The 16885-nt window shown below is 48.0% G+C and carries 25 protein-coding genes; 16 read left to right on the top strand and 9 right to left on the bottom strand.

Annotated features, from left to right (window positions below; all coding sequences use genetic code 11):
• The first annotated feature begins 207 nt into the window (after positions 1–207).
• The 6 genes from AKG35_RS04715 (at position 208) to AKG35_RS04690 (ending at position 7066) form a co-directional block, all read left to right on the top strand.
• Complete coding sequence (locus AKG35_RS04715; protein WP_011130278.1) at positions 208–1413, top strand: FAD-binding protein; 1206 nt, start codon at positions 208–210, stop codon at positions 1411–1413.
• A gap of 32 nt (positions 1414–1445) precedes the next feature.
• Positions 1446–3026 (top strand): SulP family inorganic anion transporter, encoded by a 1581-nt coding sequence (locus AKG35_RS04710; RefSeq protein ID WP_011130277.1) that lies wholly within the window; start codon positions 1446–1448, stop codon positions 3024–3026.
• A 332-nt stretch (positions 3027–3358) separates the two neighbouring features.
• Entirely contained in the window at positions 3359–3748 is a 390-nt protein-coding gene (locus tag AKG35_RS04705; RefSeq protein ID WP_041385015.1) for a putative quinol monooxygenase, read from the top strand.
• An 827-nt stretch (positions 3749–4575) separates the two neighbouring features.
• Positions 4576–5625: an amino acid ABC transporter substrate-binding protein gene (locus tag AKG35_RS04700; protein WP_011130275.1), complete on the top strand. Its 1050-nt coding sequence runs from the start codon at positions 4576–4578 to the stop codon at positions 5623–5625.
• An 8-nt stretch (positions 5626–5633) separates the two neighbouring features.
• Complete coding sequence (locus AKG35_RS04695; protein WP_011130274.1) at positions 5634–6527, top strand: ABC transporter permease subunit; 894 nt, start codon at positions 5634–5636, stop codon at positions 6525–6527.
• 29 nt (positions 6528–6556) lie between these two features.
• Entirely contained in the window at positions 6557–7066 is a 510-nt protein-coding gene (locus AKG35_RS04690) for an HdeD family acid-resistance protein (protein ID WP_011130273.1), read from the top strand.
• 187 nt (positions 7067–7253) lie between these two features.
• Here the strand turns inward: AKG35_RS04690 and AKG35_RS04685 are convergent, their stop codons facing one another.
• Positions 7254–7490, bottom strand: coding sequence for a DUF6868 family protein (locus AKG35_RS04685; RefSeq protein ID WP_041384377.1), 237 nt, complete (start codon positions 7488–7490; stop codon positions 7254–7256).
• 231 nt (positions 7491–7721) lie between these two features.
• On the opposite strand from AKG35_RS04685, the gene AKG35_RS04680 reads away from it, so the two are divergent.
• Both AKG35_RS04680 and AKG35_RS04675 read left to right on the top strand, forming a co-directional pair.
• On the top strand, positions 7722–8750 hold the full coding sequence (locus AKG35_RS04680) for an amino acid ABC transporter permease (RefSeq protein WP_052646172.1): 1029 nt from the start codon (positions 7722–7724) through the stop codon (positions 8748–8750).
• Positions 8747–9487, top strand: a complete 741-nt coding sequence (locus AKG35_RS04675) for an amino acid ABC transporter ATP-binding protein (protein WP_011130271.1) — start codon at positions 8747–8749, stop codon at positions 9485–9487. The genes AKG35_RS04680 and AKG35_RS04675 overlap by 4 nt, the downstream gene beginning before the upstream one ends.
• Here the strand turns inward: AKG35_RS04675 and AKG35_RS04670 are convergent.
• Both AKG35_RS04670 and AKG35_RS04665 read right to left on the bottom strand, forming a co-directional pair.
• Complete coding sequence (locus AKG35_RS04670) at positions 9475–9732, bottom strand: hypothetical protein (protein ID WP_236069663.1); 258 nt, start codon at positions 9730–9732, stop codon at positions 9475–9477. The genes AKG35_RS04675 and AKG35_RS04670 overlap by 13 nt on opposite strands.
• 164 nt (positions 9733–9896) lie before the next feature.
• Positions 9897–10175 carry a hypothetical protein gene (locus AKG35_RS04665; protein ID WP_011130269.1) on the bottom strand — a complete coding sequence of 93 codons (279 nt, stop codon included), beginning with the start codon at positions 10173–10175 and terminating at the stop codon, positions 9897–9899.
• Positions 10176–10225: 50 nt separating this feature from the next.
• Here AKG35_RS04665 and AKG35_RS12790 point away from each other — a divergent pair, with 50 nt between their 5' ends.
• A complete protein-coding gene (locus AKG35_RS12790) occupies positions 10226–10387 on the top strand; it encodes a hypothetical protein (RefSeq protein ID WP_157859819.1) in 162 nt (53 codons plus the stop codon).
• A 14-nt stretch (positions 10388–10401) separates the two neighbouring features.
• Here AKG35_RS12790 and AKG35_RS12785 read toward each other — a convergent pair whose 3' ends face one another.
• Positions 10402–10560: a ribbon-helix-helix domain-containing protein gene (locus AKG35_RS12785; protein ID WP_157859818.1), complete on the bottom strand. Its 159-nt coding sequence runs from the start codon at positions 10558–10560 to the stop codon at positions 10402–10404.
• Positions 10561–10860: 300 nt separating this feature from the next.
• Here AKG35_RS12785 and AKG35_RS04660 point away from each other — a divergent pair, with 300 nt between their 5' ends.
• The 3 genes from AKG35_RS04660 (at position 10861) to AKG35_RS04650 (ending at position 11910) form a co-directional block, all read left to right on the top strand.
• Positions 10861–11124 carry a hypothetical protein gene (locus AKG35_RS04660; RefSeq protein WP_011130268.1) on the top strand — a complete coding sequence of 88 codons (264 nt, stop codon included), beginning with the start codon at positions 10861–10863 and terminating at the stop codon, positions 11122–11124.
• The gene (locus tag AKG35_RS04655) at positions 11111–11311 is read left to right on the top strand and encodes a hypothetical protein (protein WP_011130267.1); all 201 of its coding nucleotides are present in this window, start codon (positions 11111–11113) and stop codon (positions 11309–11311) included. Before AKG35_RS04660 ends, AKG35_RS04655 begins: the two co-directional genes overlap by 14 nt.
• 308 nt (positions 11312–11619) lie before the next feature.
• Positions 11620–11910, top strand: coding sequence for a SemiSWEET transporter (locus tag AKG35_RS04650; RefSeq protein ID WP_011130266.1), 291 nt, complete (start codon positions 11620–11622; stop codon positions 11908–11910).
• A gap of 612 nt (positions 11911–12522) precedes the next feature.
• Here AKG35_RS04650 and AKG35_RS04640 read toward each other — a convergent pair.
• Complete coding sequence (locus AKG35_RS04640; protein WP_011130265.1) at positions 12523–12819, bottom strand: Nif11-like leader peptide family natural product precursor; 297 nt, start codon at positions 12817–12819, stop codon at positions 12523–12525.
• A 480-nt stretch (positions 12820–13299) separates the two neighbouring features.
• On the opposite strand from AKG35_RS04640, the gene AKG35_RS04635 reads away from it, so the two are divergent.
• Both AKG35_RS04635 and AKG35_RS13300 read left to right on the top strand, forming a co-directional pair.
• On the top strand, positions 13300–13638 hold the full coding sequence (locus tag AKG35_RS04635; protein ID WP_011130264.1) for a hypothetical protein: 339 nt from the start codon (positions 13300–13302) through the stop codon (positions 13636–13638).
• On the top strand, positions 13635–13772 hold the full coding sequence (locus AKG35_RS13300; RefSeq protein WP_167523913.1) for a hypothetical protein: 138 nt from the start codon (positions 13635–13637) through the stop codon (positions 13770–13772). The genes AKG35_RS04635 and AKG35_RS13300 overlap by 4 nt, the downstream gene beginning before the upstream one ends.
• A 165-nt stretch (positions 13773–13937) precedes the next feature.
• Here AKG35_RS13300 and AKG35_RS04630 read toward each other — a convergent pair whose 3' ends face one another.
• Both AKG35_RS04630 and AKG35_RS04625 read right to left on the bottom strand, forming a co-directional pair.
• The gene (locus AKG35_RS04630; RefSeq protein WP_011130263.1) at positions 13938–14186 is read right to left on the bottom strand and encodes a hypothetical protein; all 249 of its coding nucleotides are present in this window, start codon (positions 14184–14186) and stop codon (positions 13938–13940) included.
• 135 nt (positions 14187–14321) lie between these two features.
• The gene (locus AKG35_RS04625; RefSeq protein ID WP_041384374.1) at positions 14322–14510 is read right to left on the bottom strand and encodes a hypothetical protein; all 189 of its coding nucleotides are present in this window, start codon (positions 14508–14510) and stop codon (positions 14322–14324) included.
• A 37-nt stretch (positions 14511–14547) separates the two neighbouring features.
• Here AKG35_RS04625 and AKG35_RS04620 point away from each other — a divergent pair, with 37 nt between their 5' ends.
• Both AKG35_RS04620 and AKG35_RS04615 read left to right on the top strand, forming a co-directional pair.
• Positions 14548–14814 carry a hypothetical protein gene (locus tag AKG35_RS04620; protein ID WP_011130262.1) on the top strand — a complete coding sequence of 89 codons (267 nt, stop codon included), beginning with the start codon at positions 14548–14550 and terminating at the stop codon, positions 14812–14814.
• Positions 14815–15016: 202 nt separating this feature from the next.
• Positions 15017–15322, top strand: coding sequence for a hypothetical protein (locus tag AKG35_RS04615; RefSeq protein ID WP_011130261.1), 306 nt, complete (start codon positions 15017–15019; stop codon positions 15320–15322).
• A gap of 514 nt (positions 15323–15836) precedes the next feature.
• Here AKG35_RS04615 and AKG35_RS12780 read toward each other — a convergent pair.
• Positions 15837–16004 carry a hypothetical protein gene (locus tag AKG35_RS12780; RefSeq protein ID WP_157859817.1) on the bottom strand — a complete coding sequence of 56 codons (168 nt, stop codon included), beginning with the start codon at positions 16002–16004 and terminating at the stop codon, positions 15837–15839.
• Between the two features lie 306 nt (positions 16005–16310).
• The gene (locus AKG35_RS04610) at positions 16311–16586 is read right to left on the bottom strand and encodes a hypothetical protein (RefSeq protein WP_157859816.1); all 276 of its coding nucleotides are present in this window, start codon (positions 16584–16586) and stop codon (positions 16311–16313) included.
• Between the last annotated feature and the right edge of the window lie 299 nt (positions 16587–16885).

Raw genomic sequence — 16885 nt, 5'->3', positions numbered from 1 at the left:
TCTGTTGTCGTGAAGCAAGAGAACCAACGCAAAGTTCGATGTCTTCAATGAGATCTTGACTGAAGCCTGATGAGTAAGGGCTTTCTCCTCAAGACAGAGATAGTTACGCTGATCAATGAGGGTTAAGAGGCCGCCATTCATCGTCGCCTCCATGTTCCAAACGCACTTGCAGAGGATGCTTGCATCGCAGGAGTCTTCAATCCCAAAGTGGATGACATTCCTGCGCTGATGCGCTCGCTACAGCTCAAACGTAAACCCTTAATGGTTTGCAGCGGAGGCACAACCAGTCGCTGTGCAGCTGAAGGACACTGGACTCTGGATCTGCGCCAAAGCTGTCGCCAGATCCATTTCGATCCCAGCACCCAACACGTGGAGATTGGGGCTGGTCAGACAATGGAGAGTCTTCTCAGGGAACTCGCCAAGCACGGACGAAGTTTTCCCACAGGGCTATCAGGGCTGCCAGGCCTCGGTTACATCCTCAATGGAGGCATCAGCCCTTTGAGTCGCAGTCAAGGATTAGCAATTGATCAAATCCTTGAGATCAAAGGTGTATGGGGCGATGGAGAAAGCTTTGTTCTCTCCAAGCCGGAAGCTGCTTGCTGCTCTGAAGATCAATTGGCTTGGCGTGGCCTCTGCGGAGCAGCTCCTTTTCTGGCTGTGATCACAGACCTGAAGCTTCAGACACATCTGCTGCAACCGCTGCGTATCTGGCAATCAAATTTGACGTTTGAACAGCTGTTGGAGCTTATCCATCAGGCTGAAAGCTGGCCTGATTCGTTAAGCCTGCAGTGGATCTGGGGGGATGAAGTCCACGCTTACGGAGTGCTTCTTTCTGCCGATGCTGCCGCTGTTGCGACATTCAATCAGCTGCAAAAAACAACTCTCTGCACAAACGTTGTTGAAATTGACGATGTTGCTGGCATACATGAATTGCCACCATTTGCATTGCCTGTTGTTTCGAACGCAGCGATTGGGCGTTGCCACTCTGAAGTCGTTGCATTGCTTGGCCCTGCTTGGGGGTCTGGCTGTCAGGGAGTGATCACGGCCCTTGCCGAACTGATGGCAGAACGCCCAGATCCAAGGTGTTCCTTGGCTGTTCAACAACTCGGCGGAGTCGCCAGTCGGCAACGCAAGGATGTCAGTTCTTTGATTCACCGTGAGGCGATCTGGAAACCATGGATCACGGCAGCCTGGCCGGCTGGAGATAGCCATATCAGAGCGCTAAGTCTCAACTGGCTAGAGAAGGTATGGGCAACGCTTGAGCCTTATTGCGCAGGAGTTCATCTGGCTCAGATGCATCCGCATCTGCCATGGCATCAGCGGGAGCTGAAAGCAGCATTCGGCGAATGGTTACCAGGTCTTCAAGAACTTAAGGCTCGTCATGACCCAAACGGTATTTTGCCGTCGCTTTGAGATAAGGTCTGCCGTCAAAGCCAGCCTTTTTAATGATTAACCGGTCAGAACCATCGTTGATCAAACAGTGGTTAGGCAACCCTCCAAAAGATCTCCTCTCTGGGCTGGTGGTTGCCTTCGCAATGATCCCAGAGGCGATTGCCTTTTCAGGCATCGCTGGTGTTGATCCGCAAGTGGGCCTCTTTGGAGCGTTTTGCCTTTCAGTCACCATCGCCATAGTCGGCGGACGCATGGGGATGATCACCTCAGCGACTGGCTCGACAGCACTTTTGATGACAGGGCTTGTGGCGACTGGTAATGCCGTTGGTGAAGGCCTAGGCCTTGCCTATTTGATGGCAGCAGGCCTATTGACTGGGCTCTTGCAAATCCTTTGGGGTTATTTGAGACTTGCCTATCAAATGCGTTTTGTTCCTCAAGGGGTTCTAAGTGGATTTGTGAATGCACTCGCCTTATTGATTTTTCAAGCTCAATTACCCCAATTAGGCCTGAATCTGCATTACGGAGAAGCTGTAGTTAGCGATCATGCCACCCAGATTTTGCCTACTGGTGGACAGATCCCTTTGGTTTGGGGGTTGGTGATCCTTGGCTTGGTGATTATTTATGGCTTACCACGCTTGACTCGCTTGCTGCCTTCTCAGCTCGTGGCCATCATTGTTTTGACGATCATTAGCATCGGCTTCGGCTTCGATATTCCAACCGTTAAAGATTTAGGACATCTCCCGACTGGTCTTCCTAGTTTCACACTTCCATTTGGGTCATTAGCAGATGGGAAAGTGCCATTCAACCTCGAAACATTTGGATTGGTGTTACCCACAGCTCTCGCGGTTTCCTTGGTTGGGCTGATTGAGACTTTCCTCACCCAAGACATCGTTGATGATTTAACTGATACCACATCAAACAAGAATGTTGAGGCTCGAGGCCAGGGAATCGCAAACGTTGTCTCCTCTCTTTTTGGAGGAATGGCCGGTTGTGCACTTGTCGGTCAATCGGTAATGAATACAGAGAATGGTGGGCGTAGCAGACTTTCAACATTGTTTTCTGGCGTCAGTTTATTGTTAATGATCTTGGTGGGTCGAGTCTGGTTAGAACAAATCCCTATGGCGGCATTAGTGGCTGTGATGATTGCGATTGCTGTCAGTACTGCTGATATCCGCGGACTCCGACAGCTCAAAAAGATTCCTCGTAGCGATACAGCTGTGATGCTGATGACTTTTGCCGTCACCATGCTCACCACACCCCATAATTTGGCGCTGGGAGTTTTAGCGGGTGTTGCACTCGCAGGAATACTCTTCAGCCGTAAAGTTGCCAAAGTGATCCGTGTCAGTGTTATTCAAGTCAACCCTGATGAGCTTCGTTATGAAGTCAGTGGACAATTGTTCTTCGTGAGCAAGGTTTATTTTTTACAGGGCTTTGATATTCACAAGCACCCTGCCAAAGTGACGATCGATATGTCGCGAGCACACATCTGGGACCAAAGCGGAGTTGCTGCGTTGGATCAGGTGATCCGCAAGCTTCGCCTTGGAGGATCGGAAGTCGAGGTGGTGGGCCTTAACAAGGAAAGTCTTGATCTATTTGAACGCATAGGCGGCAATCAAGAGCCTGCTCATATCTAGAAGGGTTGTATTTGAGATGATGCCCAAGATTTTCTAAGTCGTCTTATCGTTAGAGTTGTTTGCAGCGCCAATGATTTCAAATCTTGAACTGGCTTAAAGGTCTTAGATTCATCTAAATCATTGATTCTTTAGACACGATGATATTTTGTCAATGCAATAACTTCCTGGGAATATTCCAGTCGGGCTGTATATTTCACCAACCATAAAACGCGCTACTTTACAAAATCATTAGTTTGATTTGCTGCTGAAAAAATGATGCCTTGGTTCATTTTGAAATTCTCTCACACACCTGCTTAGGGCTGCTATAACTCTTAAGCTCACCAATGCTTTTCATGGCGAACTTCGATGCTTCTACGCCCTTTCTTCTTCTGGCTCGCATCCATGTAAAACCAGGCTGTGTTGATGATTATCTTTCATTGGCTGCGACGACAGATGCAGGGGTTAAGGATTCTGAGCCTGGGATGTTGCATCACACCTTTGATCAGGATCCAGACGATCCCCTCGCTTTTGTTTGGTCTGAGGTCTATGCAAATGATGCGGCCTTTTTGGCTCATCTATCAAACCCCATCGTTGGTGACTATCTCGCTAAGCATGCAGAACTTGGTGATGGTTTTAGTGTTGAGGTCTACGGCACCATTGGCGCTGAGTGTCGAGCTGCAATGGCAGCAACTGGATTACCCCTAAAAATCTTCGAGACAAGATGTGGATACAGTCGTTTCTAAGTTTTGTCTGATCGCTTTCTGTTGCGATACAATTGGCATTACAGAAAAAATCATACGCGCATATTAAGTGATCAGCATGAGAGCTATTTTTAGCATTTAATCCAACTAAGAACCATAAATACCCTTTGATTATCATTAGGCTATAGCGCAGAAGGCATGAGGACCTTATAGACTTTCTTTGCGCCATGTGGCTTTCTTTCCTGTCATTGATTATCATATAAAATCATTATTGGTATCGAAGTAGACAAAAAATCGTAAGCTGCAAAAGAGCTTTAACGCTCTGTTAAAAGCATTATGTCATGCATCTAGTCAGTCTAGAAGTCTCTACAAGCGAAATGACTGATTGAATAAGGGAGGGATTGGCTCTTGAGCCCTTAGCCTATACTTTCTAGGAATCTCCACTTCACCCCAAGCAGACTTCTGACCAATGATGAATCGATAATTCTAGCGATTCAATATATACCATCCCATACCATTAACATGGAACGAAAATCTTTGCCCTGTTCACGAAAAGAGTTAATAGCGGCAAGATCACTCACTTGACTTTTATTTAATTACCGCAAAGCCTAGCTGTTCATGTCAAGTCCCATTCCTCCCTCGGTCCAAAGGAGCAACAAATCCATTTTAATTACAGGCTATAAAATATTTCTGAAGACATCTACTTCATACAAGAGTTAGTCTTGGGATTTAAGATGAGTCATTCTATTCTCTAGTTCTATTTTGAACCAAGGAATGTTTTAGTTACTGCATAGCGTCAGGTGGTAATCAATTATTCTCAAGCTTTGTCAAAGATCTGAGAGAATGAGTCTGAATTGCATAGTTACAACATGATGAGGCGTTTAACCACAGGTCTAGTCACTCTGTCTTTGCTTGCCACAGGATGTGCCTCGATTGATCAAGGTGGTGGTTCTCGGCTGGAATTGATCAGCAAGCGCGGCCAATTGAATTGTGGTGTCAGCGGCAAGATCCCAGGCTTTAGTTTTCTACTTGGCAATGGTCGCTATGAAGGGCTAGACGTTGATATCTGCCGCGCTATGGCCGCTGCATTTATTGGCGATGCCACGAAAGTGCAATATCGCCCTCTTACAGCTCCCGAACGCTTCACTGCTTTAAAAACAGGCGAAATTGATCTGCTTTCGCGGAATACCACATTGAATCTCAGTCGGGATGCAGCAGGAGGTAATGGTCTCACCTTTGCACCGGTGGTGTTTCACGATGGCCAGGGGTTGATGGTCAAGCGAAGTAGCGGAATTAAGGGCCTTCAGGATTTGAAAGCCAGCAACATCTGTGTTGGCTCAGGCACCACGACAGAACAAAACCTCAACGATGCATTTCAGGAGCGAAAGCTTTCTTATACGCCGATCAAGTATCAAGATCTCAATCAGGTTGTCGCCGGTTACCTTCAGGGTCGATGTCTAGCGATGACTTCCGATCGTTCTCAGCTAGCAGCGGCCCGATCTGGTTTTCCTGATCCTGAACAGCACATCATTCTTGATGTTGTGCTGAGTAAGGAACCGCTTGCCCCAGCCTCAGTGGGTGGAGACCAGCGGCTTGGTGATGCCATCCGATGGGTGGTCTTTGCTCTTTTTGCCGCTGAAGAATTTGGTATTACTCAAGAGAATGTCGACAGCAAGCTTGAACAAGCCCAGACAAACCCACAGATGTCGTCGCTGAGACGCTTTCTAGGCGTTGATGCTGGCCTTGGTCAAAAGCTTGGTCTGGTAGATGACTTCGTTGTCAAGGTGATCCGAGCCACAGGCAATTATGGAGAGATCTACAACCGCCACCTCGGTCCAAACAGTTCTGTGCCAATTCCCAGAGGCCGAAATCGCTCCTATCGGCAAGGTGGCTTACTGATCGCGCCACCATTTAACTAACCCCCCCCATGAAACGCTCGCAGCACTTTTGCTTGCAAGTTGGCGTCGCTCTCGCTCTGCTGACCATTCTTGGCGTGTTGATCAACAATCTCGCTGTGAATCTGATCCGCACGGACATGGGGCTCAGCTTTCTTTGGTTAGGACGACCTGCAGGCTTTGCTCTAGCTGAACATCCGCTGTCTTATAGGCCTTCGGATAGTTATGCCTGGGCTCTTTGCATGGGCTGGCTAAACAGCCTCAAGGTCATCCTTTGCGGCCTTATTCTGGCCACGGTGATTGGAGTGCTTGCAGGCGCTGCCAGAAGTAGCCGCAATCTGCTGTTGCGAGCAATGTCGAGCGGATATGTGGCCTTGATCCGGCAGATCCCTCTGTTGCTTCAGCTGTTGTTTTGGTATTTCGTTGCTTTCTTAAGCCTTTCCGGGACCCCCTTGGCGCCATTAGGAGCCTTGATACGTGTCTCGAACCAAGGCATCGAATTGCTTGGCCTACATCTGAGCGTTGAATTTTCGGCTTTATTAGTGGGCCTAAGCGTCTTCACAGCAGCATCGATTGCTGAAATTGTCCGCGGTGGATTGAATTCTGTTCCGAGTGGTCAATGGGAAGCGTTTCGCAGTCTTGGTTTACCAGAACGTTTTGGGTTACGTCGGGTGGTGTTACCTCAAGCTTTACCAGCCATCCTGCCTGGCCTGACAAGCCAATATCTCAACTTGGCCAAAAACAGCACATTGGCGATCGCCGTAGGTTATGCCGATGTCTATGCGGTAAGTGATACGACAATCACACAGACCGGCAGAGCGATTGAAGGATTCTTCTTGTTGTTAATCAGTTTTTTGCTGCTTAACCTTCTGATCACTGGAGGGATGGAAGTTCTCAATCGGATTGTGATCAGATCCCAGCAATAGCCTTAAGCTCAATTAGGTTTTTGTTTTTCATGGATTCTTTACTTCAACGGCGCATCGCAGCAGTGCTCTTGTTTATTGCAGCTGCCATTGCCATCCTTTTGCCTTTTGCCTCGGCCACCTTGCTAACCATTGCCCTCGGGGGGGCTGCCTGTGCCGCAGGCATTGGCCAATTATTGCGTCTTGGCGGTGAAGCGGGCTTGCAGGGCAAAGTGTTTAGAGGCTTCAGTGGCGTGCTTTATATCGCAGCTGCTCTTTGGATTTTGATCGACCCGGTCGATAGTGAAATTAGCCTTACCTTGTTTGCAGGGGTCTTGCTTCTCATAGAAGGCTTGATGGAATTGGCTGGAGGTGCAGCATCTCCAAGCCCTTTAGGTGGATTGGTGGTCTTCGATGGAGTGATCACTGCAATCTTCGGCCTCTTACTTGTTATTGAATGGCCATCAGACAGCATTTGGGCTCTGGGAACATTATTCGGGGCAGCATTGTTCCTATCTGCAATCAACCTGCTGAGGGGCCCTAAGCCTGCTGAGACCACTTAGCAAGTGGATCTCATTGGCGACATCATCAAATATCGCCAATGAGACCAGTCTCGATTAATAAGCTGAGATCTCAACATTCCCATAGGGATGCATTGAATCCTTCAATGTTTGCACTACTACTACTACTACTACTTAGCTGTAGACAATGCACTCCGAGGCAATGCAGAAGCCAAAATGATCATTAACCTCACCTAAGTACCAAAGCAGGTGTCAAGCAGAAGAGGATGATCATGATTTCGTAAAGCATCATTCCGCCATAGTGGAGGCGGTCAAAGCTTCTCTTGCTGAGATCGATGAACCATCGTGAATGCCAGCGGTAGCCCCATTCACGATGCCGTATGAAAGCAATCAGCCAGAAGGTCAAGAGTGCGAAATTCAGCACCGTTGCCTTGGCAAAGATTTCAGCGAATTCAGCTCTCTCCATTGCCTAGATCTTGGTTGATCTCTAAGCAATAGAAATGGCTTTTGCTTCTGTCCATGCTTGGCTCAACAAGGGCAACAGAACCTCTGTTTCAACAGGATGTACAAATGGGCTTACGTTGATGATCTGCATCGATGGCCTATGCGTTTGAGCCTGTCCCTTGATCGTTTCTATCCCAAGAGAAGTGGTCCGAATTGAGTTTCTAGTTCTCCTGAGTACACCTGCTAAATCCTGATGCAGTCTGGGCCAAGCCCTTTTAAACGTCTGAAACGGCACCTATTGGCCACCCCTCTGGATGGCTTGATGACTGTTTTGCTGCTTGCCCTGCTTGGTTGGGTTGCGACCACAACCCTGCATTGGCTTTTTGTTGATGCGGATTGGCAAGTCGTTAGCCAAAACCTTCCGCTGTATGCCTTTGGTAGCTATCCACCTCATCAACGTTGGCGCCCATTTCTTTGGATTGCGCTGCTGATAGGCCTCACCTTTTTAACGCTGTTAGGGCCACGTCGGGGTTGGATTCGGAAGGCCTTGCCTTTGGTATGGATTGCGATGGTGCCCTGTGGTGTGGTTCTTCTTGCTGGTGGCCTCGGTTTACTGCCGATCCCTTCTCATGCATGGGGTGGCCTAACCCTCACCCTGCTGCTAACCGCCTGCAGCGGTGCTCTTGCTCTACCGCTGGGCATCCTTTTGGCACTCGGGCGTCAAACCAGGCTGGCCGTGATCCAACGAAGTTGCAGCGTCTATATCGACGTGATGCGGGCTGTTCCTCTAATCGCAGTGTTGTTTTTTGGTCAGCTGTTGATTCCCCTTTTCCTTCCCATGCATCTAGAAGTCAATCGAGTCCTGCGCGCTGTATTGGCCTTCGCATTATTTGCTGCTGCATACATTGCTGAAGACGTGCGCGGTGGATTGCAAGCGATCCCACGAACCCAGCGTGAAGCTGCTGCTGTGCTGGGCCTGAGTCCTAAGCAAATAATTCAACTTGTGGTGTTGCCGCAGGCACTTCGTACAGCTCTACCGGCCCTGACCAACCAAGCAGTTGGATTGCTTCAGAACACCAGCCTGATGGCCATCTTGGGTTTGGTGGAACTCCTGGGGATCAGTCGCAGCCTGTTGGCCAACCCTGATTTCATTGGTCGGTATCTGGAGGTGTATGTGTGGCTAGCAGGGGTTTACTGGTTGGTTTGCACTGCTATGGCCTTACTTGCCCGTCATCTTGAACATCAACTGAGCCCCACAAGGTCTGCGACTTCAAAGCAATGATTCCAGCCATTCAAGCCACAGGCCTTGTTAAATCCTTTGGTGATCATCAGCGAGCTCTTGATGAGGTGTCGTTGCATGTTGAAAGCGGAGAAGTTTTGGTCGTAATGGGTCCTTCTGGTTCTGGTAAAAGCACCTTGATTCGAACCTTCAATGGACTCGAGTCGCTTGATGAAGGGCGACTTGAAGTGCTTGGTATCCCCTTAGATGCAGACCACGATGAACATCAGATACGACGTATCCGTAAACGTGTGGGCATGGTGTTTCAACAATTCAATCTCTTCCCACATCTATCCATCCTCGACAACATCACCCTTGCACCGATTCGTGTGCAACGTCGGCCTCGAAAGGAGGCGGAGGCACGCGCTAATGATTTATTAACTCAGATGGGAATTGCCGAGCAGGCAGGTAAATACCCTGGCCAGCTGAGTGGAGGGCAGCAACAACGAGTAGCCATTGCTCGTGCACTCGCACTACAACCTGAAATCATGCTTTTTGATGAACCGACAAGCGCTCTCGATCCGGAACGGGTCAAGGAGGTTCTTGATGCGATGCGGTCGCTAGCGAATGATGGGATGACCATGGTGGTTGTCACCCATGAGATGGGCTTCGCCCGTGAGGTGGCAGATCGGGTGTTGTTTATGGATGAGGGCAAGGTTGTGGAGACCTCATCACCAGATGAGTTTTTCGCGAATGCTCGTGAAGAGCGCAGCCGTCGTTTTCTCAATCAAATGATGTGAATTTCTCCAGGGATTTTTAGGATTGAAGCAATTTCGACGTCAGTGATTAAAACTTGTGCATAGGCATTGAAATTCCAGCTGTTACTGAAAGCTTCTAGTCCTGATGCAACATACGAGAAGAAGACATCATGGTTATCACTAACGGAGTTAGCTCCCTTGATATAAGTATCAACATCGCCTGTATTCACCGGCCTGCTGTCATTATCTGCGTTCAACCCAAACATCCAAGAGCGGTCTCCGTTCAACCACTGATAACCAAGACTTGTTAAAACCAAGACTTATTAAAATACTAATCAAGGAGAGTTTTGCTTTGCCATTACTTTGATGTCTTTGCTACACCAGAAATTGGGTCATGCGAGAACGATGACTTCTCTATAATGCTTGGTAATTCATTGCACCACAGTCATTCTCAGTCGTCCATTCCTGATGCGCTATCAGCAAAGGTCTTCTCCAATCGCGCTTTGATTGTCTCGTCCTGACTGATCTTCGGTTGATTGGGAGGGTTTCGTTTAGAGCTGACCTTTGTCCCAGTTCCAAAGTCAAACAGCCCTCCTGCCTTCATTTGCCCGAGTGGACCTCTCTCGATTGGACCGTTCTTGAACAGCGCAGTTTTTGCCAAATAGCCAACACCAAGGCCAACCAACACCGCCATTGAGATCAACGTGAGTAGAGCAGTGTGCGTCTCCATCTAGATCACATGTCCATCCCGGCAGCCTTGCACACCTCTGATGAGCTCGCATGGCCAGAGGTGTGCAAGAAGATGATCTTGTGGTCAGTGATCATTCAGCTCTTGATTGCTGGTTGCAGCTTTCCATTTGCTCTTCCACAAAGGGGGGCTTAATGGTCAGCGAATGGCATTTCAAGCCATTCCTGCCTACAGATCAGGTCTGGAAGCCCTGATCAGATGACTGAAATTAATCCTGAGGGAGATTGCCGTGGAGTTGTAGCCAATTCTTGATCGCCTGTTCGGCTTCCTTCGGAACTGTTCTGCCGCTCTTATCCGCCAGTTCCTTTAACAAGGAGAGCAGCTCTGGATCAATGATCCAGCCAACACGGGGCTTGACGCTTGGCATGGCCCCAGCATAGCCAGTAGAGCTACAGAGTGTCGAATTAATAACGCCAAAGTGTGCTCAAGGTGTAGACATATCTGAGCTACCATTCTCAACGAATTGGCCCTGCGTCTATGGCTCCTGTTCAAATCACTCGCAATCGTTACCCCGCCACCTCGGTGGTGATGCCCTGAAGCTCTACAACCGACTCTTCGACGAGGCTCATTAGCTCAACAGAGCTCGTGCCAATACAAGCGAAAAGTCGGTCGTCAAAAGGCGCATATCTTTCAGCTCCAAGCTGAACGAGTTGATTTGCAGGAGAAGATGGATCTCAACCTGCGCCAAAAGGCTGAGCTACGCAAGATCCTCCATGGTTATGGCCATGTGCTTAAGGAGCTCGAGAACGCAGGAGAAGCTCTAGAAGAGGCTTTTGAGGGGAACGGTTTTTGGGGCGTGTTCTATGGGTTTGCCTTGGTTGAGGCTCTGCGGGCATTCATTCAGACCTTCCACCTTGCAATGGATCAGGCGAAGAAGGCACGGATTGCTCGGTGTGAGGTCGCCAAGGAGGTGGTAGGTGTCGATCGCTGATGGGTTGCTTGCAGCCATTGAGGAGATCAACAACCTCGACAAGAAGCTGGCGCGTGACATTGTGGAGCACATCGACTCCCAGGCCCTAACGCCTCAGGCTCTGATGAATGAGTTGGAGGCCAAGGCATTTCCCCTCAAGCCTTTAGGTCGTTACCTCCAGCAAAGAAGGAGCAGTTCGAAAAGCTGAAGGTCACAGAGCGGAGAGCCATTGCGTCACGCATGGCTTTCCCTGGACTAAGCAAATACACAAGGAAGCAACAATCATCCAATTCCTTATCGAAACAAAGCACCACTCGCTCCGTCATATGAACAGCTGTTGGCGTTTTTGCTTGAGCACAGCCGATAAAGGGTTTTTTGAAAAGTAGCGCCTAAGCAAGGAGCGTCTTGCTAAAGCACTCCCAAAAGCTACTGGGGTATGCCTCTCTAGATAGACAAAGCTGCTGTGCAATTACACTGAGAGAACCATTCTCTAGAAACTAATTCTTAGAGTTCTAAATGGGCATTGATCAACTCATAACTCCTAACACCTTCGGCTTTATAGCTGCTGCATTAACGACCATTGCATTCATACCTCAGGTCATAAAGACATGGAAAAGCAAGAAGGCTGATGATGTATCAATAGTGATGCTCTTGATGTTTATCACTGGTCTCTTGTTTTGGATTATCTATGCAATAGAAACGAATGCTTTTCCTGTTCTTATTGCAAATATCATTACCTTCACACTCAACGTGACAATCCTTATCCTTAAGTTGATCTATGGGAAGCGACCCACTACGGCAGGCTGAAATAACATAGTATCACGGAATGGAGTCCTGCCTTTTTAAAGCTCTCGGCAACGCTTGATGGGTGCGCCAGGAGCTATGAGCATTTCTGCCAGCTTTATCTCCATAAGATCAAAGGCGCTCCAAATTTTCATTGGGGTAGTCGCATGCTTAAACGACTCGTGAGCAGTAGAAGAGCTAGAAGCAAGAAGAAGAGGGTTTCTCCAGACCAACAAAGATTGCCCTTTGCGTTTGATTTTCGCCTCAATCAAATCCCTGAGGAATGGCATCAGGTTGCGGTGAGATTTGGAAAAGCCAATGGCATCCTTGATGGCGATAGGGATCGAAGACTTTGGTGAATAGGTTGAGGAGATATAAACAGATGTAGGGCTAAAGATGCTGAGGCTTTATTTGCTCTGCCTTGCATTTTTTGTAGATGCATTGGGTGACTGGATGGGTGCAAGCTGTAGCTGTTTTGTTTGCAATGGTGTCAGGTATTAGATGGAGGTTTATGGGCTTTTTGGGGGGATTGAAGCAATAAAAAACCCCTGTCAATGCAGGGGGAGGTTGAGTGTGTAAACTGGCTGAATACAAGCAAAGCTAGGGTTCGCTTATCTGTATGGTAAGTATCAATGGCTATTGCGGTGGTACGACCTCACTCAATACCCAACTCACCCAGCCGCATCTCGTATCCGAAGATTCCATTGCTGCGCAACAAGCAGGGCCCTGAGCCCCTCCCCCAGCCGCATCTTCCAGCTCTGCATCTGAAATCTCTGATTGAGCCTTCGTCAAGTCGTCAGCAGAAATCATCAACCCAGCCGCTTTCGCAATCGCAAGAACTGCATCGGAACCGGCTGCAGCTTTGAGCTTCTCCTGAAGGCTGGTGTCTGCTTTTACTTTTTCGAGAAAGGCTTTGAGTTGTTCTTCTGACATCAGGACAAGGGCTTAGTTCATTTCCCTGTCTCTTCAGGCGCTCGCCTGGAACGATACTGGCTTAAATTTTTACAAAAAATACAACATGCAGTTTGATAATGAGTGGATCAACTGTCGCTTGAAGGTTTGAATATAAGGTTTGCTATGAAGACGTCCTTGGAAGAACGTGTGCTTTAGGGGGCGACTAGTTTAACCTACTTAATTTAATACTCCAGAAAAGGCTGCTGCTTTTGGCGTACTACTTTCCCAACCATAAGAGTGTACATTAAACTCAAGTCTGTGAGCTATCACATCAGCAACAGCGTCAACTTTAATCTTCTGCCGAGGTGGCACAGTGCATCAGGATCACGAAAGGAATAGGACCTAATATTAACTCAGAAAGCATTCAGAGGTCTTATCCCAGTCCATCTATGTAGGGCTTTGTGGTGCCTTTGAACTGTGATGCCATACTCACCAACCGGCCTAAGTTATTGACGCTGCATGAAATGGTTTCTGTCGAACGATAGAGATTTCGCTGCAGGCGTTCATAGCCATGCCAAGGGGATAACGATAACAAAGGCGCAAACACATAAGTGCATGGAGTTTCAGGGCATGGGCACACCTGCTCTAGTTGTTATGGGTATTAGTTCTATGCTTGCAATATTCGCGCTTCGAGAGCTGCAAAAGCAACTGAAGCCCACAAACCCTAAAAGGGTATCTCCACTGGAGGAGGATGTTATGAGCCACTACTTGGAAAAAGCAGAAAGAACAAATCAGGCCCTATGGGGGCTCTTTTTTTATCCGCATGCCAGCATTCCTGATGTGGAAACTGCTCAATGACTGAAACCAAGAAAGCAAGCCCTTTGAAGGACTTCACTGACAAGCTCTTCGATCTCTGCAGGGAATATCAGCAAGAAATCCCACCGCACAAAATTGCAGAAGTACTTAGGGACTACGCAGAGCGATTGGATTGATCAACCCCTTGCACTACCTCTTTGCTGGAGTTTTTATGTGATCAATAAAAAGCCCCCTGTGTGAGGTCAGGAGGCATAACCCACTCACAAAAGACCAGCTGATCGCCATCACCTGGCCCAGCGGCCACTCTTTGGTAGCCGCCAACCCTTGTCTGTTACTTCTTCTTACTGAGAAGGCTGCAATTCATCAATCTGCTTCTCGAGCTGATCAACAACTGAGAGACGCTCTGCTCTGCGTGCTTCAAGACCAGCAACGCGCTGTGCGGTTTGACGCTCCTGAGCAGCCTTGTACTCAGAATCAGGGATCACAACAACGCGATCACGAGGAATGGTGTAGCCAAAGGGAGCATTCAAGTCTTCGTCGAATCGTGAGTACAGCTCGTGCAGTTCAAGACCTCTACAGCATGACGCCATCAGAACGTGAGAGCGAACTAAAAAGGTCGGAGGAACCAGGGCCGGTCGGGGCTAGGTATCACCTCCTGAACGTCTCGAATACGGTTTGCGTCAATAAGAACCCATCGATCAATCGATCGAATCTTCGAGGGAACCCTAAACCTTCTTTGCTTGCGCCAGGTTTCTACCCAGATGCTTCTCTCTTGTGATCTTGTCGATGAGGAAGAATTGCCCTTCGCTTGGCTCGCTGGCCTCGTCGTTGTCCTGATATTCAGCAAAACGAGCCTCGATCCACTTCTTTTCAAGTTGGACACAACTTTTTTTGTTCTTGCTGTATCTGGTCATGTGAGAACATCAGCTGGACAAGCCCTTCGGTATCTAGATGAGTAGCAGCACCAGTAGCCAGGAAAGCGAGCAGGAAATCGATCTTCGGATTGCTCGTATCAAGAACGAATTGGCTGAGGCAGAAGCTCGTCTAAAAAACGAAATAGCTGAGATATTGGCTCGTCTAAAGAAGGAATTGGCTGAGGTAGAAGCTCCTCTAAAGAAGGAATTGGCTGAAGCAGAGGTACACAGGGGTTATATCCGTGCTGCTGCTAGGCAAAAGGAAATCCTGAAAGGTCTTCTCGAGCAAAAGCCAAGGGCTTAACTTGCTATCTCTGAGCTGGTGCAAGAGGGTGACACGACCCCTTGCCAATGGCAGATTTGACCCTGCAGGCCTCTGTTGCCAACGCACTCTCGCATCTTCGAGTTCTCCGGCCTGCAAGAAATACCAATGGGGTAGCGGGTGTCCCTTTAAACGATTAGCAGCATGCATATGAAGCTAGCCTCTACTAGCAGCTGGTCCATAAATGAACTATCAAATGCTGCTCGAATGCCATGCCGCTGGAACAACAATAACTGTAAGAGAGGCAAAGCTATTGGATCTAGCGCTGGACTCTCAAATCGCAAGTATCAAAGTTTCTCGAACGCAGGGTTGTGTTGAAGTCGCTCCTGATCACATTTGCCAATCAGCTGGTGTCTGCAAAGGTAGTTTCTGGATCACTTGCTTTGCCGCTGTACTTGATCAGGTCACTCCTGTATCAGCTGGGAAGAAAGCAAGAGGCGCAACAGTCTTTGATGAGTTGATCAACAATCGTTATCTAGTTGATCGTTAGGCACTTGAGAACACGCAGCTGCTATGCGATGAACAGAGAGATGGTGTGCCCCATGAAGTCAAAGGAGGACTATCTCACTCTTTATTTATGACTACAATTTAGGTCGCCTGGTAGCTGCAGCCAAAAGGGAAGTGATAATGAAGTACCTTTTAAGCATGCAACTACCCCACAGGCATTTTGGATTATGACGCTACTGCTAGGAGAAACGCGCCTATGCTCTTGTTCATTTTTTAGGCAATAGACCTCATAATCCCCCCCCCCCCCAGTAAAGTTAATCAACTGATTGCAGGCGAAAGCTTTCTTTCTTTGCCATTTCTGGGTTCAGTTCAGCCCATTTCTTCATGGCTGGGTTGGCATCCAAGTAATCGTTATAGCTGCATTTGTATTGACGGAGCCTGAAATCGCACTTTGGCTCTTCACGACTTTCTCGAGCAGCTTGTTCTGAAGGGCTCTCCCCTCTAGCAGGAGGTGTTTGAAAAGTGCTGTTGTAGCCGATTTGAGGTTCGCCAGGAGGTCAGTCAGGATTGATGCTTGCTCTTGCGGTGCCTTGAAGTTGCATTACTCCAGCTCCATGCCAAAAAGATCCCTTGCATCCCAAATCAGCTTTTCCTGCAACTCGTTGGTCATGTTCGGTATCAAAGCCAAGACCCGTTGCTGTGTTGTAGACACATTTAACCTCCATGCAGTTGCCTCCACCAACGTAGGCAAAACCTGATGGGCATTGATTACCTTCTGCAATATCTGCACCTTGTGAACGAATCTACCTGGCCGTGTTAATAGTGTCGCCTTTCATTACTCTGACGCAGCCAGCGTAGTCATTAGCTTCAATGCAAAGCGTGTGTATCGAAGGTTCGACTTGTGGATTCGCTTTAGAAGCAGCAGCAGTAAAGAGCAATGATCCGAGAACGGCAGCAATAGAGATTTAAGAAAAGAGTTTCATTGTTGGTTGATGATCTTCAGGTTTTCACCTTCGCCACATGAATGAATGCTAATGCAACTGCGGAGCCTTTAGATAGTTGACTTCGATTGAACTAAAATTCATATTAGAGGTTTTGATTGTGAGGCTCTCGACACAGACAAACACACTATCGCGCAACCAACCTGCAGCAACATCACCAAGAAGGAGGTTTTTTGATCTTGCTGTTTCCCCTAAAAGAGGGGTTTCATGCCAGGCTGGCGGAAAAGTAATATCAATCCATAAAGCCAAGTTGGCCAAAGAAACTACAGACTTTTTCTTAGTCTTGACAAAAATACTTGCTTTCACGATATAAAGGATATGATTAGGGTCAATGAGGTAAACGCATGGATTTATTGCTAGCGCTAGGCATTCCCATGGTTGTCCTGGGTCTAGCCTGTCTACTGATAATTGATGCTTCGGGATTTCCTGTGTGGTTAGAGAGGCTAACGAATAGAAGTGGAGCAATCTGGACCTATGGTGTAATCATCATTGCGGTTGTTTCCATAGTTAGATACGCCAGTAGTAATTAACTATAGGTTCATAACTTTTTAATTGAAATCATTTAAGCATGCTCGAATGACAGTTTCATCGCACTATTTCCTTCT

Origin of the sequence: Prochlorococcus marinus str. MIT 9313 (genome assembly GCF_000011485.1) — a bacterium.
GTDB classification, from domain to species: Bacteria; Cyanobacteriota; Cyanobacteriia; order PCC-6307; family Cyanobiaceae; genus Prochlorococcus; species Prochlorococcus marinus_D.
This window is presented reverse-complemented; position numbering and strand designations above follow the sequence as displayed.

Coding starts and splice junctions, on each gene's coding strand:
- AKG35_RS04615 (WP_011130261.1), top strand. CDS start 15,017: ATGAACTATCAAATGCTGCTCGAATGCCATGCCGCTGGAACAACAATA.
- AKG35_RS04705 (WP_041385015.1), top strand. CDS start 3,359: ATGGCGAACTTCGATGCTTCTACGCCCTTTCTTCTTCTGGCTCGCATC.
- AKG35_RS04695 (WP_011130274.1), top strand. CDS start 5,634: ATGAAACGCTCGCAGCACTTTTGCTTGCAAGTTGGCGTCGCTCTCGCT.
- AKG35_RS04630 (WP_011130263.1), bottom strand. CDS start 14,186: ATGGCGTCATGCTGTAGAGGTCTTGAACTGCACGAGCTGTACTCACGA.
- AKG35_RS04680 (WP_052646172.1), top strand. CDS start 7,722: ATGCAGTCTGGGCCAAGCCCTTTTAAACGTCTGAAACGGCACCTATTG.
- AKG35_RS04640 (WP_011130265.1), bottom strand. CDS start 12,819: ATGTCAGAAGAACAACTCAAAGCCTTTCTCGAAAAAGTAAAAGCAGAC.
- AKG35_RS04685 (WP_041384377.1), bottom strand. CDS start 7,490: ATGGAGAGAGCTGAATTCGCTGAAATCTTTGCCAAGGCAACGGTGCTG.
- AKG35_RS04675 (WP_011130271.1), top strand. CDS start 8,747: ATGATTCCAGCCATTCAAGCCACAGGCCTTGTTAAATCCTTTGGTGAT.
- AKG35_RS04690 (WP_011130273.1), top strand. CDS start 6,557: ATGGATTCTTTACTTCAACGGCGCATCGCAGCAGTGCTCTTGTTTATT.
- AKG35_RS12780 (WP_157859817.1), bottom strand. CDS start 16,004: ATGGAGGTTAAATGTGTCTACAACACAGCAACGGGTCTTGGCTTTGAT.
- AKG35_RS04625 (WP_041384374.1), bottom strand. CDS start 14,510: ATGACCAGATACAGCAAGAACAAAAAAAGTTGTGTCCAACTTGAAAAG.
- AKG35_RS04710 (WP_011130277.1), top strand. CDS start 1,446: ATGATTAACCGGTCAGAACCATCGTTGATCAAACAGTGGTTAGGCAAC.
- AKG35_RS12790 (WP_157859819.1), top strand. CDS start 10,226: ATGGCCAGAGGTGTGCAAGAAGATGATCTTGTGGTCAGTGATCATTCA.
- AKG35_RS12785 (WP_157859818.1), bottom strand. CDS start 10,560: ATGCCAAGCGTCAAGCCCCGTGTTGGCTGGATCATTGATCCAGAGCTG.
- AKG35_RS04620 (WP_011130262.1), top strand. CDS start 14,548: ATGAGTAGCAGCACCAGTAGCCAGGAAAGCGAGCAGGAAATCGATCTT.
- AKG35_RS04635 (WP_011130264.1), top strand. CDS start 13,300: ATGAAATGGTTTCTGTCGAACGATAGAGATTTCGCTGCAGGCGTTCAT.
- AKG35_RS13300 (WP_167523913.1), top strand. CDS start 13,635: ATGACTGAAACCAAGAAAGCAAGCCCTTTGAAGGACTTCACTGACAAG.
- AKG35_RS04660 (WP_011130268.1), top strand. CDS start 10,861: ATGGATCTCAACCTGCGCCAAAAGGCTGAGCTACGCAAGATCCTCCAT.
- AKG35_RS04700 (WP_011130275.1), top strand. CDS start 4,576: ATGATGAGGCGTTTAACCACAGGTCTAGTCACTCTGTCTTTGCTTGCC.
- AKG35_RS04665 (WP_011130269.1), bottom strand. CDS start 10,175: ATGGAGACGCACACTGCTCTACTCACGTTGATCTCAATGGCGGTGTTG.
- AKG35_RS04650 (WP_011130266.1), top strand. CDS start 11,620: ATGGGCATTGATCAACTCATAACTCCTAACACCTTCGGCTTTATAGCT.